General features: G+C 58.9%; 15 protein-coding genes. 6 read left to right on the forward strand and 9 right to left on the reverse strand.

Going from position 1 to position 16,278, the window contains the following annotated elements; genetic code table 11:
* Positions 1-16 precede the first annotated feature (16 nt).
* The 4 genes from ileS (at position 17) to ispH (ending at position 4,895) form a co-directional block, all read left to right on the forward strand.
* A complete protein-coding gene (gene ileS, locus BVH74_RS08475) occupies positions 17-2,842 on the forward strand; it encodes an isoleucine--tRNA ligase (RefSeq protein WP_080049634.1) in 2,826 nt (941 codons plus the stop codon).
* The gene (lspA, locus tag BVH74_RS08480) at positions 2,835-3,329 is read left to right on the forward strand and encodes a signal peptidase II (protein ID WP_080049635.1); all 495 of its coding nucleotides are present in this window, start codon (positions 2,835-2,837) and stop codon (positions 3,327-3,329) included. Before ileS ends, lspA begins: the two co-directional genes overlap by 8 nt.
* Before the next feature lie 25 nt (positions 3,330-3,354).
* Positions 3,355-3,786 carry an FKBP-type peptidyl-prolyl cis-trans isomerase gene (gene fkpB / locus BVH74_RS08485; RefSeq protein WP_080049636.1) on the forward strand — a complete coding sequence of 144 codons (432 nt, stop codon included), beginning with the start codon at positions 3,355-3,357 and terminating at the stop codon, positions 3,784-3,786.
* Between the two features lie 161 nt (positions 3,787-3,947).
* Entirely contained in the window at positions 3,948-4,895 is a 948-nt protein-coding gene (gene ispH / locus BVH74_RS08490) for a 4-hydroxy-3-methylbut-2-enyl diphosphate reductase (protein ID WP_080049637.1), read from the forward strand.
* Positions 4,896-5,002: 107 nt separating this feature from the next.
* Here ispH and BVH74_RS08495 read toward each other — a convergent pair whose 3' ends face one another.
* The 6 genes from BVH74_RS08495 to pilB form a co-directional block, all read right to left on the reverse strand.
* On the reverse strand, positions 5,003-5,935 hold the full coding sequence (locus BVH74_RS08495; RefSeq protein WP_080049638.1) for a Nudix family hydrolase: 933 nt from the start codon (positions 5,933-5,935) through the stop codon (positions 5,003-5,005).
* A gap of 141 nt (positions 5,936-6,076) precedes the next feature.
* Complete coding sequence (yacG, locus tag BVH74_RS08500; RefSeq protein ID WP_080049639.1) at positions 6,077-6,268, reverse strand: DNA gyrase inhibitor YacG; 192 nt, start codon at positions 6,266-6,268, stop codon at positions 6,077-6,079.
* Positions 6,265-6,870, reverse strand: a complete 606-nt coding sequence (gene coaE, locus BVH74_RS08505) for a dephospho-CoA kinase (RefSeq protein WP_080049640.1) — start codon at positions 6,868-6,870, stop codon at positions 6,265-6,267. Before coaE ends, yacG begins: the two co-directional genes overlap by 4 nt.
* A 4-nt stretch (positions 6,871-6,874) precedes the next feature.
* Positions 6,875-7,747, reverse strand: a complete 873-nt coding sequence (locus BVH74_RS08510; protein WP_080049641.1) for a prepilin peptidase — start codon at positions 7,745-7,747, stop codon at positions 6,875-6,877.
* 1 nt (position 7,748) lies between these two features.
* Complete coding sequence (locus BVH74_RS08515; RefSeq protein WP_080049642.1) at positions 7,749-9,005, reverse strand: type II secretion system F family protein; 1,257 nt, start codon at positions 9,003-9,005, stop codon at positions 7,749-7,751.
* 3 nt (positions 9,006-9,008) lie between these two features.
* Positions 9,009-10,712 carry a type IV-A pilus assembly ATPase PilB gene (pilB, locus tag BVH74_RS08520; RefSeq protein WP_080049643.1) on the reverse strand — a complete coding sequence of 568 codons (1,704 nt, stop codon included), beginning with the start codon at positions 10,710-10,712 and terminating at the stop codon, positions 9,009-9,011.
* A 474-nt stretch (positions 10,713-11,186) separates the two neighbouring features.
* On the opposite strand from pilB, the gene BVH74_RS08525 reads away from it, so the two are divergent.
* Together BVH74_RS08525 and BVH74_RS18770 are read left to right on the forward strand one after the other, a co-directional pair.
* Entirely contained in the window at positions 11,187-11,618 is a 432-nt protein-coding gene (locus BVH74_RS08525) for a pilin (protein ID WP_080049644.1), read from the forward strand.
* Between the two features lie 148 nt (positions 11,619-11,766).
* Positions 11,767-12,021 carry a hypothetical protein gene (locus tag BVH74_RS18770; protein ID WP_155121702.1) on the forward strand — a complete coding sequence of 85 codons (255 nt, stop codon included), beginning with the start codon at positions 11,767-11,769 and terminating at the stop codon, positions 12,019-12,021.
* Between the two features lie 152 nt (positions 12,022-12,173).
* Here BVH74_RS18770 and BVH74_RS08530 read toward each other — a convergent pair whose 3' ends face one another.
* The 3 genes from BVH74_RS08530 to BVH74_RS08540 are packed head-to-tail and all read right to left on the reverse strand — an operon-like array spanning position 12,174 to position 16,269.
* Complete coding sequence (locus tag BVH74_RS08530) at positions 12,174-12,701, reverse strand: GspH/FimT family pseudopilin (RefSeq protein WP_080049645.1); 528 nt, start codon at positions 12,699-12,701, stop codon at positions 12,174-12,176.
* On the reverse strand, positions 12,698-15,760 hold the full coding sequence (locus tag BVH74_RS08535) for a pilus assembly protein (protein WP_080049646.1): 3,063 nt from the start codon (positions 15,758-15,760) through the stop codon (positions 12,698-12,700). The genes BVH74_RS08530 and BVH74_RS08535 overlap by 4 nt, the downstream gene beginning before the upstream one ends.
* 23 nt (positions 15,761-15,783) lie before the next feature.
* Entirely contained in the window at positions 15,784-16,269 is a 486-nt protein-coding gene (locus BVH74_RS08540; protein WP_080049647.1) for a PilX N-terminal domain-containing pilus assembly protein, read from the reverse strand.
* Between the last annotated feature and the right edge of the window lie 9 nt (positions 16,270-16,278).

Raw genomic sequence — 16,278 nt, forward strand, 5'->3', positions numbered from 1 at the left:
AAGAGCCTGGACCGAGATGACCGACTACAAAGCGACACTGAATCTGCCCGCCACGGATTTTCCGATGAAGGCCGGCCTGCCGACCCGCGAGCCGGAAGCCCTCAAGCGTCTCGATGGCCTGTACCAGCGCATTCGCGAGGTTAGCCAGGGCCGCCCGCAGTTCATCCTGCATGATGGCCCGCCCTACGCCAACGGCAGTATTCATATCGGTCATGCGGTCAACAAGATCCTCAAGGACATGATTGTCCGCTCCAAGACCCTGTCCGGGTTTGATGCCCCCTACGTGCCAGGCTGGGACTGTCACGGTCTGCCGATCGAACACAAGATCGAAACCCTGCATGGCAAACATCTGGAGCCCGGCAAGACCCGTGAGCTGAGCCGCGCCTATGCCGCCGAGCAGGTCGAGGGTCAGAAAGCCGATTTCATTCGCCTGGGTGTGCTGGGCGACTGGGATAATCCCTATCTGACCATGAATTACGCCAACGAAGCCGGCGAGATCCGCGCACTGGGCAAGATGGTTGAGCAGGGCTTTGTGTTCAAGGGGCTGAAGCCGGTTAACTGGTGCTTTGACTGTGGCTCGGCGCTGGCCGAGGCCGAGGTCGAATACCAGGACAAAAAGTCCGACGCTATCGACGTGGCCTTCGCCATCGAAGATACCGACAAGCTGGCTGCGGCCTTTGGTCTGGATGCCCTGCCCAAGCCAGCGGCGATCGTGATCTGGACTACCACACCCTGGACCATTCCGGCCAACCAGGCGCTGAACGTGCATCCTGAATTCAACTATGCGCTGGTCGATACCGGTGAGCGCTTGCTGGTACTGGCTGAGGAACTGGTCGAGGCCTGTCTGGAGCGCTACGGCCTGCAAGGTCAGGTGCTTGGTACCTGCGCCGGTGCGGCGCTGGACCTGATCCGCTTCCGTCACCCGCTCTACGAACGTCTGTCACCGGTCTATCTGGCCGACTATGTCGAACTGGGCGCCGGTACTGGCGTGGTGCACTCGGCCCCGGCCTACGGTGAAGACGACTTCCGTACCTGCAAGCAGCACGGCATGAGCAATGACGACATTCTCACGCCGGTGCAGAGCAACGGCGTCTACGCCAGTGACCTGCCGTTCTTTGGTGGCCAGTTCATCTGGAAGGCCAACCCCAGCATCGTTGCCAAGCTGGAAGAACTCGGTGCGTTGCTCAAGCACGAGACTATCACCCACAGCTACATGCACTGCTGGCGGCATAAAACTCCGCTGATCTACCGGGCCACTGCCCAGTGGTTTGTCGGCATGGATGTCGAGGTCGGCAATGGTGAAACCCTGCGCCAGCGCGCGCTCAAGGCCATTGAGCAAACCAAGTTCGTGCCCGAATGGGGCAAGCAGCGCCTGCACAATATGATTGCCGGGCGCCCTGACTGGTGTATCTCGCGTCAGCGCAACTGGGGCGTACCGATCCCGTTCTTCCTGCATAAGGAAACCGGTGAGCTGCACCCGCGCACTGTCGAGCTGATCGAGCAGGTGGCGCAGCGGGTCGAGCAGGGCGGTATCGATGCCTGGTTCAACCTGGATGCAGCCGAGCTGCTGGGTGACGAAGCGGCCCAGTACGACAAGATCAGCGACACCCTGGATGTCTGGTTCGACTCCGGCACCACCCACTGGCACGTGATGCGTGGCTCGCACCCGATGGGGCATGAGCAGGGCCCGCGCGCTGACCTGTATCTGGAAGGCTCGGACCAGCATCGCGGCTGGTTCCATTCCTCCTTGCTGACCGGCTGTGCGATTGACGGCAACGCACCCTATCGCGGACTGCTGACCCACGGTTTCACTGTCGATGAAAACGGCCGCAAGATGTCCAAGTCGCTGGGCAACACCATTGCCCCGCAGAAGGTCAACGATACCCTGGGCGCCGATATTCTGCGGCTATGGGTTTCATCCACCGACTATTCGGCTGAAATGGCGGTGTCCGAGCAGATTCTCCAACGCAGCGCCGACGCCTATCGGCGGATCCGCAATACCGCGCGATTCCTGCTGTCGAACCTCAATGGCTTCGATCCGGCCCGCGACCTGCTGGCTCCCGAGCAGATGCTCGATCTGGATCGCTGGGCAGTCGATTACAGCCTGCGCCTGCAGCAGGAGATCGTTGAAGCTTACGACAGCTACAAGTTCTGGAACGTCTATCAGAAAGTGCACAACTTCTGCGTGCAGGAGCTGGGTGGTTTCTACCTAGACATCATCAAGGATCGTCAGTACACCACCCAGACTGACAGCGTAGCGCGCCGCTCCTGCCAGAGCGCCATGTACCACATCGCCGAAGCCCTGGTGCGCTGGATTGCCCCGATTCTGGCGTTCACGGCCGAAGAAATCTGGCAATACCTGCCGGGCGAGCGCAATGAGTCAGTGATGCTCAACACCTGGTATCAAGGGCTGACTGCCTTGCCGGCTGATGCCGAACTGGGTCGGACGTTTTGGGACCAAGTGATCGAAGTCAAGGCGGCGGTCAACAAAGAGCTGGAAAATCAGCGCAACGCCAAGGTTATCGGCGGTAACCTGCAGGCCGAAGTGACGCTGTACGCCGAGCCCGCACTGGCCGCGACCCTGGCCAAGCTGGGCGATGAGCTGCGGTTTGTGCTGATCACCTCCTACGCCAGCGTGGCTGATCTGGCCGAGGCCGGTAGCGATGCGGTAGAGACCGAGCTGGCCGGACTCAAGCTCAAGGTGGTCAAGAGCGGGCACGGCAAGTGTGTGCGCTGCTGGCACTTCCGCGAAGATGTCGGCCAGCATGCCGGTCATGAGGAAATCTGTGGCCGCTGTGTCGAGAATATCGACGGCGCTGGCGAGGTGCGTCAGCATGCCTGATACCCGGCGTGGCAGCTTGCTGTGGCTGTGGTTGTCGGCTCTGGTGATCGTCCTCGACCTGTCGACCAAATGGCTGGCTGACAGCACGCTGCAGATGTACCAGCAGGTGCCGGTGATTCCGGGGTTGTTCAGTTTTACTCTGGCCTACAACCCGGGCGCCGCGTTCAGCTTCCTGGCTGACTCCGGTGGTTGGCAGCGCTGGTTCTTCATCGCCGTGGCGGTGGGGGTCAGCGTGCTGTTGGTGATCTGGCTGGCCCGGCTGGCCCGGGAAAAATGGCTGGAGGCCATGGCGCTGGCGTTGATCCTGGGCGGCGCACTGGGCAACCTGTATGACCGCGTAGTGCATGGGCATGTGGTGGACTTTATCCTGGTGCACTGGCAGCAGAGCTGGTTCTTCCCGGCCTTCAACATTGCCGACAGCGCGATTACCGTTGGCGCGGTGCTGTTGATCGCCGACATGTTCTGGCCACGCAAGAAAACCGCCTAAACGCATACATTTTTGAGTTTCGTACATGACCGACATCCGCATCACTCACGACAGCCAGGTTACTCTGCATTTCACCCTGAAACTGCCCGGCGGAGAGGTGGTTGACACTACCGTTGGCAAGAAACCCGCAACCTTCAAGGTCGGTGACGGCAGCCTGCTGCCGGGCTTCGAGCAGAGCCTGTTCGGACTCAAGGCCGGCGATCAGCGCAGCTTCGAGATCGAGCCCGAGCGCGGCTTTGGTCAGGGTAACCCGCAGAATGTGCAGAGCATGCCGCGGGATGGTTTCAAGGACATGGAGCCTGAGCCGGGCCTGATGATCATCTTCCAGGACGCCGCCGGCGGTGAAATGCCCGGAGTGGTCAAGAGCGTCAGCGACACCGTGGTTGAAATCGACTTCAATCACCCGCTGGCCGGCAAGGTAGTAACCTTCGAAGTAGAGATTCTCGACGTCGCTTGAGGGCGTAAGCTGCTGACTGATGCTGGAACTGTCAGATAGCACGGCGGGGCAGGATGGCTCTGTGTCGCGTTGGCACGCAACACCTTCAGGCGCTAGAAAACCCACGCCCCAACCCTGATATAATCCCCAGACCCTTCACCCGTTTCAGCCCTGAGGCCCCCATGCAGATCAAACTGGCCAATCCCCGTGGTTTTTGTGCCGGTGTCGACCGCGCCATCGAGATCGTCAACCGCGCTCTGGAAGTCTTCGGCCCACCGATCTATGTGCGCCATGAAGTGGTGCACAACAAATTCGTGGTTGAGGATCTGCGCAGCCGTGGTGCGGTATTCGTCGAGGAAGTGGATCAGGTGCCGGATGATGTGATCGTCATCTTCAGCGCCCACGGCGTGTCCCAGGCTGTGCGTAAGCAGGCGGCTGAGCGCGGCCTCAAGGTGTTTGATGCCACCTGCCCGCTGGTGACCAAGGTGCATATGGAGGTTGCCCGCTACAGCCGCGATGGTCGTGAGTGCATTCTCATCGGCCATGCCGGGCATCCTGAAGTCGAGGGCACCATGGGTCAGTACGACGCCAGCAACGGCGGCGCGATCTATCTGGTCGAGGATGAAGAAGATGTTGCCAACCTGCAGGTGCGTGACCCGCAGCGTTTGGCCTTTGTGACCCAGACCACCCTGTCGATGGATGATACCGCCCGGGTGATCGATGCCCTGCGCGCACGCTTCCCGGCCATTGATGGGCCGCGCAAAGACGATATTTGCTACGCCACCCAGAATCGTCAGGATGCGGTCAAGCAACTGGCGGCGGAATGCGAGCTGGTTCTGGTGGTTGGCAGCCCCAATAGCTCCAACTCCAACCGCCTGCGCGAACTGTCCGAGCGTATGGGCACGCCGGCCTATCTGATCGATGGTGCCGATGAAATTCAGCGTGACTGGCTTGAGGGCGTCAACAACGTTGGTGTCACTGCCGGGGCTTCCGCGCCTGATGTGCTGGTGCGTGAAGTCATCGCCCGTTTGCATGAGTGGGGAGCCCGCGGTGCCGAAGAGCTGGCCGGGCAGGAAGAAAACATCGTATTCAGCATGCCCAAGGAATTGCGGGTAGTGCAGGTGGGGTGATGCGGATGCTGGTTTCCTGGGGGGATTTCCTGGGAGCCTGGAGCATCTGCTCCAGGCAGGTGTTGCAGAGTGGTCCGCTGCGGGAGCGGATGCTCCCGCCTCCCGGGTTAAAACAACCCCCGAATCCCGGCGATCCCCTGTGCGCCGGCATCAAAGGCCTCCGATAGCCGCTCTGGGCTCATCCCGCCCAACAGATAGACGGGCTTGTTGATACTACCAATCAGCGCCTGAGCAGCCTCCCAGCCCAGTCCAGCAGCGTCAGGATGGCTGGGTGTTGGCAGTACCGGCGACAGCGTGACAAAGTCCACGCCCAACTGCTGCGCCAGGCTTAATTCCTCGGCATTGTGGCAGGACGCCGCCAGCCAGCCTGTGCTGCTGCGCGGCGGCAGCCCGTGACTACCTAACTCATGCAACTGCCTGGCTGTCAGATGCCAGCCAACGCCGGGATACTCTGGGGGCTCGTTCCCCTTTAACAGCCAGTCGAACCGCTCCCCAAACCGGGCCAGCACCCGCTCGGTTAGGGCACGATACTCTCGCTCAGCAAGCTGGGTCTGGCGCAGCTGCACCAGCCTGATCCCGTTTTCAAGAGTCTGCTCCAACCCGGCGAACAGCGCGCCTTCGTCAGCCATGTCAGGGGTAATCAGATAACGTTCGGGCAGCTGGGCAGCCTGCACGATAGGAGCATTGGCGGCTGGAAAGCTGTAGTTGCCCAGCTCTGAAGGCGCAACCCAGCACACCGGCTGACCCTCGGCGCCATGGGCTTCACCGTTGAACCCGGTCACCAGCCACACATCCAGTCGTACCGACTTGTCAGGGTAGTCGTGACGAATATCGATCAGCGGGCGGGCCTGAGTCACGCTGATACCAAGCTCTTCCAGCAGCTCCCGGCGCAACCCGGTAGCGCGATCTTCGTCGGTCTCCAGCTTGCCGCCAGGAAACTCCCATAAACCACCCTGATGAGCATCGTCCGGGCGTTTGGCGATAAGGATCTGCCCCGCCGCATTACGGATTACGGCAGCCATGACATGTATGCGTTTCACTGAGGGAGCCTCTGAAGAATAACAACACTGTCATTGCGAGGGCCGCAGGCCCGTGGCAGTCCAGGGATGGTGGATTGCCACGGTGCTTCGCACCTCGCAATGACGTGGAATAAGAGCTGTGATGTACTGCCAGGAAGCTCGCTAGCGCTCCGGCAAGTCTTCGGAGAACACATCATGCTCATCGTCGTCCTTGCCGGGGATGACATGTTCTTCCGCTGCCCAGGCGCCGAGATCGATCAGGCGGCAGCGAGCAGAGCAGAAGGGTCGGTCAGGGAAGTTGTCGTCCCAGGCAACGGGCGCCTTGCAGGTTGGACACTCGACGGTCAGGGTCATGCATGGGCTCCTTGGGTCAGTGCCAGATAGCGCTGGTGCAGGGCATCGACCTGAGCATGCAGCGCCGCCAGATCGCGGTCGTTGCTGATCACATCGTGGGCGTGACGCAGGCGTTCCTCACGCTGCGCCTGAGCCTGCATGATGGCGCGAACCTGAGTCTCAGGCACCTGATCACGCTGGGCAGTCCGGGCGATTTGCAGAGCCTCCGGCACATCGACGACCAGAATGCGCTGAGTCATCTGGTGCTGGCCAGACTCCACCAGCAAAGGGGAAACCAGTAGAGCGTAGGGTGATTCTGCCCGGCTAAGATCAGAGGTGATCTCTTCGCGGATCAGCGGGTGCAGCAAAGCCTCCAGCCAGCGCCGCTCGGCCGGTTCGGCAAACACCTTCTCCCGCAGCGCCGCGCGATCCAGCTCGCCGCTATCGAGCAGAATCGCGTCGCCAAAGCGGTCGACAATCTGCCCCAGCGCCGGCCGCCCGGGCTCGACCACTACGCGGGATTTGAGATCGGCATCCACCACATGGATGCCGTGAGCTTGGGCAAAGCGATCGGCGGCGGCACTCTTGCCGCTGCCAATGCCGCCGGTCAGGCCAATAATCATGCAATTAAAATCCAGCGAACTTGAGATATCCACTGGTTATTGTGTCACCCCAGATCAACGCAATCCAGCCGGCAATGGCCAGGTAGGGGCCGAAGGGGAGGGGGGTGGTGTTGGATTGGCCGCGGGTCTTGAGGATGATGATGCCGAGAATGGCGCCCACCAGTGAAGACAACAGAATGGTCAGGGGCAGCACTTGCCAGCCGCCCCAGGCGCCGAGCATGGCCAGCAGCTTGAAGTCGCCATAACCCATGCCTTCCTTGCCGGTCACCAACTTGAACAGCCAGTACACCGACCACAGGCTCAGGTAGCCAAGTACCGCACCCCACAGGGCAGTGCCCAGATCGGTGAACAGGCCAAAGCTGTTGACGATCAGGCCCAGCCACAGCATTGGCAGCACTATTACATCGGGCAGCAACTGGGTGTCGGCATCGATAAGGCTGAGGCTGATCAGTGCCCAGGTCAGCAGCAGCATGGCGGCGGCGGCCCAGCCGAAGCCGAGCTGCCAGGCTATCAGCATTGATAATCCACCGGTCAGCAGCTCCACCAGCGGGTAGCGTGGGCTGATGCGCTCCTTACAGTGGCCACAGCGGCCGCGCAGAATCAGGTAGCTGATTACCGGCAGGTTCTGCCAGGGTTTGATTTCGCTCTGGCAGTGCGGGCAGTGTGAATGCGGCAGAATCAGGTTGTAGGTTGGCAGCGGTGGCTGTTCAACCTCGGGTTCGAGCATTTCCTGGCATTGCCGACGCCAATCGCGCTCAAGCATGATGGGCAGGCGATGAATCACCACGTTGAGGAAGCTGCCAACAATCAGCCCGAGTAATCCGCAAAGCAAAACAAAGGCCAGCACATGGCTGGCCAGATAATCGAGAAGCGGCATATTAGACGACGGCGCCCAACTGGAAGATCGGCAGGTACATGGCGATGATCAGGCCGCCCACCAGAATACCCAGAACAGACATGATCAGCGGTTCGAGCAGAGTGGTGAGGTTATCGACCTTGTTGTCTACCTCGGCCTCGTAGTAGTCGGCGACCTTTTCCAGCATTTCATCCAGCGAGCCGGACTCTTCACCAATGCCGGCCATCTGTACTGCCAATGAGGGGAATACATTGGTGGTTCGCATGGCGAAGTTGAGCTGGGTGCCGGCGGATACGTCGTCCTTGATCTTCATTACGGCGTTATAGAACACCACGTTGCCCGCCGCACCGGCGACCGAGTCCAGCGCATCGACCAGCGGTACACCAGCGGCGAAGGTGGTCGACAGGGTGCGAGCGTAACGTGCTACTGCTGCCTGGTAGATGATCTCACCAACTACGGGCGCCTTGAGCAGGGCCCGATCCTGGCCGTCACGGAACGGCTTAGAGCGGAGGTGGATCTGCTTATAGGCAAAGCCAAGAGCGATGAAGCCAATCAAAATGATGAACCACCAGGATTGCAGCCATTCCGATAGGCCGATGACAAATAGAGTAAAGGCTGGCAATTCGGCGCCAAAGTTGGAGAATACCTCCTTGAACTGTGGCACCACCTTGAGCAGCAGAATGGCGGTAACGATAACCGCCACGACGATAACTGCAATCGGGTAGGTCATGGCCTTCTTGATCTTGGCCTTGAGCGCTTCGGTCTTTTCCTTGTAGGTGGCGATGCGGTCAAGCAGCGACTCCAGTCGGCCTGACTGTTCGCCAGACTGCACCAGGTTGCAAAACAGGTCGTCGAAATACTTGGGGTGCTTGCGTAGCGAGTCGGCCAGGGTGTTACCGGCGGCTACATCAACCTTAATATCGTTGACCAGCTTGGCCAGATTGGGGTTTTCCGCGCCCTCGGCAATAATCTCGAAGGACTGGATAATTGGCACCCCGGCCTCCATCATGGTGGCCAACTGACGGGTAAAGAAGGCGATATCCAGTGGCTTGATCGGCTTGGCGCGTTTGCCGAACAGGGTCGACTTCTTGTTCACCTTGGTGACCAGTACTCCCTGCTTGCGCAGTTGCGCCTTGATCAGCGCGGCGTTGGCGCCCTGCATCTCGCCGGTCACCTTGGTGCCCTTGCGGTCCTTGCCTTCCCACTTGTAGGCGTAGACCTTTTCTTCTTTGGCCTTTTTGGCTGTGACAGGCTTTTTGACTGCTGCTTGTTGCGCCATGACTTAGTCCTTGGTCACTCGGTTGACTTCCGCCAGGCTGGTCACACCCTGCTGTACTTTCAGCAGGGCTGACTGGCGCAGGTCGCGGAAGCCTTCGCTTTGGGCGACATCCGAAATCTGAATGGAATTACCTTCTTCCATGATAATACGTTGCATGGCCTGCGTTATTTTAACTACTTCATAAATCCCGACACGGCCCTTGTATCCGTCCTTGCAATTTTCACAACCCACCGGTCCATAAATGGTCAGCCCGGCATCTATCTGTTGTTCAGTAAAGCCTTCGGCCAGCAATGTGTCACGTGGCACCTCCATCGGCTGCTTGCAACTTTTGCACAGCCGCCGCGCCAGACGCTGGGCGATGATCAGATTGACAGAGGTAGCAATGTTGAATGAGGGCACACCCATGTTGCGCAAACGGGTCAGGGTTTCTGCCGCACTGTTGGTGTGCAGGGTAGACATTACCATGTGCCCGGTCTGGGCTGCCTTGATGGCGATTTCCGCCGTTTCCAGGTCGCGGATCTCACCAACCATGATGATATCCGGGTCCTGACGCAAAAAGGCGCGCAGGGCCTGGGCAAAGTCCAGGCCCTGCTTGGGATTGACGTTGACCTGGTTGATACCTTCAAGGTTGATTTCCACCGGATCTTCGGCAGTGGAGATATTCCGTTCCATGGTATTGAGAATATTCAGGCCGGTATAAAGGGAGACGGTCTTGCCCGAGCCGGTTGGGCCGGTAACCAGGATCATGCCCTGTGGTTTGGCCAGGGCGTCCAGGTACATCTGTTTCTGGTCTTCCTCATAGCCCAGCGAGTCGATACCCATCTTGGCGCTGTCCGAGTCGAGAATACGCAGCACCACCTTCTCGCCCCACAGCGTGGGCAGGGTATTGACCCGGAAATCGATGGCCTTGGTCTTGGAAATCTTCATCTTGATCCGGCCATCCTGGGGTTTGCGCCGTTCGGCCATGTCCATGGCTGACATGACCTTCAGGCGGGCAGCAATACGCACCCCCAGCTGTACCGGTGGCTTGGCCATCTCGTGCAGTACGCCATCGGTACGAAAGCGCACCCGGTAGAGCTTTTCATAGGGCTCAAAGTGCAAATCCGATGAGCCCATGCGAATGGCATCCAGCAGCATCTTGTTGACGAAGCGCACGATCGGCGCATCGTCAGCACCATCTGTTGCTTCACCCTTGTCTTCATCCTTACCGGCCTGTACGTCCAGATTGTCCAGATCGGCATCGGACATGTCGCCGAGCCCACCGGTTGGGCTGTCCAGATATTTGTCGATGGCGCTGTGCAGCTTGTCGTCTTCAACAATGACGGCATCGGTCATCAGCCCGGTATGAAACTGGATGTCGCTCAGCGCCTGCTGATTGGTTGGGTCGCTCAGCGCCAGGTAAAGTCTTGAGCCGCGTTTGAACAGCGGCAGTACATTGTGCTGGCGCACCAGCTTTTCGCTGACCAGATCCTGGGGTGGCTGGCTTTCCTTGTCCAGCGAGACAAGGTCGAAATAGGGGTAGCCGAATTCCTCGGCGCAGACCATAGCCAGGTCACGGGGGTTGGCCAGCTTGTTCTGCACCAGATAGGTGATCAGCGGGATCTTGTCCTGGTGGGCCTGTTTACTGGCTTTGCTGGCGACCTGGGGGTCAAGCAGCTCGACTTGAACAATACGCCGGGCCAGCCCGGAGAGCACAGGGGTTTCCATAAGGTACGACGTGTCTCGGTACAGTTTGTAGGGTTATGTGCGGACTATAGTACAGTGCAAGGGCGCTGCACACCGCAATAGGGCAAAAAAGCGAACCAGTACGGCTTGCCAGCCTATTGGGGCTTGTTCTTAATCCACGCCGAGTTATCAGCACTCAACGCTTTCCTGGGAGCTTGGAGCATCTGCTCCAGGACGCGGATGCAGCGAGTTTGCTGCGGGAGCAGATGCCCCGCCTCCCAGATGAGTGTTACGTCACTAGCTGACAAAATTTGTCACTTTTTGGCGTTGCGCGCCCGGTTATTGGTGATGGCAGTGCGATATATAAGGCGGGATAAAGCCTGGAACCTTGATGTAAGTCACAAAATACCGGCTAACAACAGCAGGTTGCGAGTGGAATAATGCGCCTGGCACGGACTGTGCTTTTTATTCGTGTAGCCAACAGGCTGTTCTTATAACGTTAAGGAGTTGATGATAATGAAGGCTCAAAAAGGCTTTACTTTGATCGAACTGATGATCGTTGTTGCGATCATCGGTATTCTGGCTGCCATCGCGCTGCCGGCTTATCAGGACTACACTGGCCGTGCTCAGGCTTCTGAGGCTTTGAGCGCTACTGCTGGTCTTCGTGCTGATATTGCAGTTTATTTGTCAGAGGAAGGTGCTCTCCCTGGGCCCGGTGACTCCACCACTTTGGATGATGCTATTGCTGACTTGGAAGGTAAATACTTCAATGCTGGTAGCGTGAGTCTTCTGGCTGACGGCGTCTTGCAGGTCGATTTTGATTCGGGCGTGCACTCTGGAAATAACATGACTCTTACTCCCATCGAAAGTGGCGCAGGTAATCAAATTGCACGTTGGGAGTGTGACGATCTGGATCCGAAGTTCCTGCCCTCGGCTTGCCGCCCCTAATGCTATGGGTTGGGCGGCTTTTGTTGCTAGTTTGACCTAATAGTAGTACTAAACCAAACCCCGGTTCGCCGGGGTTTGGTGTTTATAAGTCTCTATCTGCTGCTTATTTGTCGCAGTTTATAACTGTAGAACTACAAGGCAGTCCTCCATGAATAAACCACTTAATGTATTTAACCGCTACCCGGATCAGTCTCGTTCGCGTAAGGGATATGCGTTAATTGGTACTATTTTCCTGGTTTTTGGTATTGGCATGGTGCTAATAGGTTCAGTAGCAGGCGCTTTGATTGGCTTTTGTCTGGGCTCTGGTCTGCTCTTGCCTAGCGTGCTGCTGGGGTATGCCCGATTTGAGAAGTACGAAAAGATCCTGGGGCGTATTTCCGGATTCGGCAGCTTTTCTTCTTAAGGTTTAGATCGTTCACACGCTCTGCGTGGGAACGCCCCGCCGAAGTGCTCTGCGTATCTGCTCGGGGTTGGCGTTGTAGGGTAATTGGCGCGGGAGCCGACCGCGGCCCGGTCCGAACGCGCCCCGGGATTTTCCCGCCTCCCAAGGGGGGGTTAGCCGCAGGCCCCGTTAGTCGTTTTCTCTACGCTCGGCCGTCCGGTTGCGCTGATATTCACGGCCCGTTCCTGACTGCCAACGCTGGGGCTTTCCCGGCAGACGGTGAAGTCTGCGGTGGTGGCGCCTACGCCGCTGGGCTGAAAGCTCAGGGTGGTGACGGCGCCGATTACTCTGAAGCCGTTGGGCACTTTACCCTGTTGGTGAATGATGGTGCCGTCGGCCAGGGTTACGATCCAGCCCTGATCCCAGCTTCCGGTGCAACTGGTGCCATTGCTTGAGGCGCACAGCGTGGCGGGAGTGTTGCGCTTGATCGCTTCGGAGCGGGCCAGGAAGGCGCTGGAAGCCAGGTTGTTGGCGGTGGCGCGTAGTTTGCTGCTGAGTGTGGCTTCAAGAAACGAGGGCACGGCAATGGTCAGCAGGATGGCCGCCACGGCGATGGTGATCATCAGCTCGATCAGGGTGAAGCCTGAGCGCTTGTTGGCGCTCAGGCGTTTGCCGGTGGTTGTCGGATGCTGACTGTTCATTCTTCCAGATTCCAGTAAACACGGCCTTTGGGCGCTCCAGCCAGTTCGGGAGCTTCCGGTTGGCGGCCAGCCAGCGGTGAGGACGGGTCGGAGCCGATGATGAAGGGTACGGTGGTGCCGTCATCAAGCTGGACCATACCGGCGACCGGTGAGGGCGGCAGGCCGCCACCGGGGATCATTTCGCTGCGCTGGTTGGAGCCGTTGGCCGGGGCAGCATTAAGGTAGTTGATATTGTAGACCCTGGCGATGCCGAGGTTGTTGCTGCACTGGCCGGCTTGTGGAGGAGTAGGCTCGTGGGTGCTGAAGGTGACGGTGCCAAAGACGGTAATGGCGGAGGTGACGACCTGTTCCTTGGGGTTCAGCTCCAGATACCAGCCTTTTTTGGTGCTAAGGTCGCTGTCACTGGGTGTGGCATCGGTATCGATCTCCAGCAGTGAGTTGAGGCATATCATGTTGACGCCACAGGTTGCCGACTCGGCGCTCAGCCAGGTATCGACTTCGGGGCGGTCCTTGAGCATGAAGAAGTGATTCTGCACGTCGCCAGACTGGCCCAGGGGTTTTTCCCGGTCGCCTGAGCCGAGCAGCAGGAAGTAGGTGTTGCCCTCAAAGACTACGTCCGGTGCATAGAGGAACTTGCGATTGTTGCAGCTTGCCTGTGCGGTGTCGCAGCCCAGTGAGGCGATGCGAGTCAGGGCCCAGTCGGCCGGGGCGTAGCTGGCGATGGGGGAGCCGTTGGGGCCAGACAGACGATAGACGTTGCCGCCCATGTCGGCGGTATAACCGTACATCAGTCGACCCATTTCGTCTTTGACCGGGGTGACATCCGCGACGATACCGCGCTCGGTAACGAACTGGCGTACCACGGTGCCAAGCTCGCCGTCGATGACATACAGCCGGTTACCCTTGGAGCTGCTGGTGCAGGTATTGGGGTGGGTGTCTTCGCAAGTATCGTAACCACCACCCATGAGCAGCAGCGGTTTGCCGCCTGACTGGTAACCAGCGGCCTTGACGATGGCAGGAGCAGCCCAGGTTTGCCCCAGCGCTTCAAAGCCGGTGGTGCAACTGCCGCCGAAACAGCCCTGGCGCCACATCAGGCTGGGGCTTGCCGGGTTGGATACGTCGAGGGCATAGAGGGCTTGGCCGCCACGACGCATGGTTGCATACAGCCAGGCAGTGCTGATGCTCGGGTCGGTACTGTTGGTTTTGGCCTGGTAGGCGACGATGGGGCCGTCAAAGCCGTAGTCCTTACGGGTGGCGCCATCCAGATCCAGGCCGGGGAAGAACACAGGCGGGTCATTGTCGCGCAGGCGCTTGATCTTGCTGTAGAACTCTCTGGGCAGGAATGACCAGAGTTCATTGCCGCCGTTACGGTTGCCATTAATGGCGCGCAGCATGCCGTCGTTGGCGCCGTAGAACACCCGTACATCCGGCGAGCTGTCGGTGCCGAAGTTGATGGCGACTGGGCGAGAGTGCACTACGTCGCCATGTACGGACGGGCGCATGGCGGTGCTGGCGATAAAGTTGTCCTGGGCGTCAGTGGTTCTGTTGTTGTGGCCGCGTATCCAGTTAAGCAGCAGGCCACGTTCGGTATCGTTCGCTGCTCCGACTAGCTGGTTGTTCAGCGAGCTGGAAGTCAGAGAACTCAATTGACCGCCGTTATCAAAGTACACGGTGCGGCTGGCTGGCGTAGTGCCGCGCAGTACAAAGCCTTGGCCGCCCTTTTCGACCATGTTGCCGTCCGGACTGTTGGATGAGCCGGGGGCGTTGGTGGCCAGGCACTGCTGTTCATCAATGTTGGCCCAGTAGCTGTCGGCTCCAGCAGGAGTCCAGAAACTGCGGGCACATTCGGCGATAAACCCGGTGGCGCTGTTGATTGCGGGCTGGTCCGTGGCGTCAAGGGTCTGCAGGTTGGTAGTGCCTGACGGATAGAACCCCAGTTTGTATTGCTTCAGGTTGCCGTCCCAGCGCGGCAGTGCGCTCTGGGCCGGGCGGAACATGCCGACGAATACCTGATTGAGGTAGGTTCCCTGGGTATTGACGCTGACCGGTAGGCTGACAGACGCATATACGCTGTTGACTGCCTGGATTTCCGACAGGGCGGTATTGATAGCGTCAGCGATATCCTGGGCTGCTGGGTTGTTGCCACTGCTGGAGCTGACCGGGAAGTATTTGCCGCCACTGATATTGGCCATGCTCTGCAATACCGCGGTCCAGTTCGGGCCCTGGCCTGTGGTGCCGGGATTGATTTCAATGGTGTAAGTGGTGATACCCAGGTCACTTTGCTTCATGAAGCGTGACCATTCATCGATCGGGTTGTCCTGCAGGCCGCTTGGCGACAGCGGGATGGTAGTAGTGTTGCCGCCTTCGGCTGCCAACCGGTTGCGCGATTCGGTACGCACCGAGTTGTTGTCGGTCGACGGGCCGTTGCTCAGGTAGATGATGAAGTTTCTGGCGCAGGACTCATCCATTACCGGGCTGTTGTAGGTGGTGCCGGTGAAGCTGTTCAGGGCATTGCCAGACAAGGCCCAGACGGCGTTATTGGAGGCTGGACCACTGGTATTGCCACTGTAGTCAGTTTTGACCTTGTTGGTGCCGGCATAGGCATTCTTGCCTTTGTAGTAATACCAGGCTTCAGCCATGACCAGGCTGCCGATTGCCCCATTGCCTCGATCATTAATAGGGTGCAGGTCGTTGATCAGGTTGGTGTACAGCGGCTTGGTCGTGCTGTTCATGGCGCGGATCGCAGCCCGAACATAACCGCCGGTTACGTTGTTGTTGGGGTTGCCAGTCTCGTTATAGAACATGATGCCCACGCGGAAACGGTTCTCCGGCAGTCCGGCAAAGGTGCTGGCAAGGGCGGCTTTAAGATTGGTGAATGGCTGAGGGTTGTTGCCGCTGCCCCAGTTGGCAGTGTTGTCTACCACGAACAGCACGTTGGGCAGGTCACCATCGGCCGCAGGCGGCACGCCAACAAACAGGTCAATATCCTCGGCCTGAATGGGCAAGGTCAGACTCAGGAGCGCGGCGGCGATCAGGGCTTTGAAAGTGCGAAGGTTCATGGTGTTCTCCTGAATCGCCTTGGTTAGGAGCAGAGATTGGTTTTCTGGGCGTTGCCCAGGCGCACACGGATGCCCTGGCGAACGGTGGCGCTGGCTCCGCTGCTCACGTCATTGACCGTAGCTGTTATTTCCCAGAGTGTGTCCCAGGTGCTGTCTGACATGGTGCCGAGGGTCACGCTGCTGGCAGCCGCTGCAGCGGCGAGGGTAAAACCGACGCACTGAGGCTGGGCGACTTCAACTGTGTAATCGGTCGTGCCGTTATTGTTGATGTCGATCAGAATCTGCTGAGCTACCGGATTGGTGGCAAAGGCACCACTGATGATTTGCTCAATCGCTGCGTTGGCCGCGGCAATCGCTTCTTCGCGTACTTGCATATTGCCAACCGCTTTGAGGTTGGTGGTGCTCAGGGTAAAGGCGCTGCCGACCATCAGGGTCAGCAACAGCAACATGATAAGTCCGACTACTAGGGTGGCGCCGCGCTGCTTGGCTGGCATGGAACCTGTGTTCATTGTTCGGCT

Source organism: Halopseudomonas phragmitis, assembly GCF_002056295.1.
Classification (GTDB): domain Bacteria; phylum Pseudomonadota; class Gammaproteobacteria; order Pseudomonadales; family Pseudomonadaceae; genus Halopseudomonas; species Halopseudomonas phragmitis.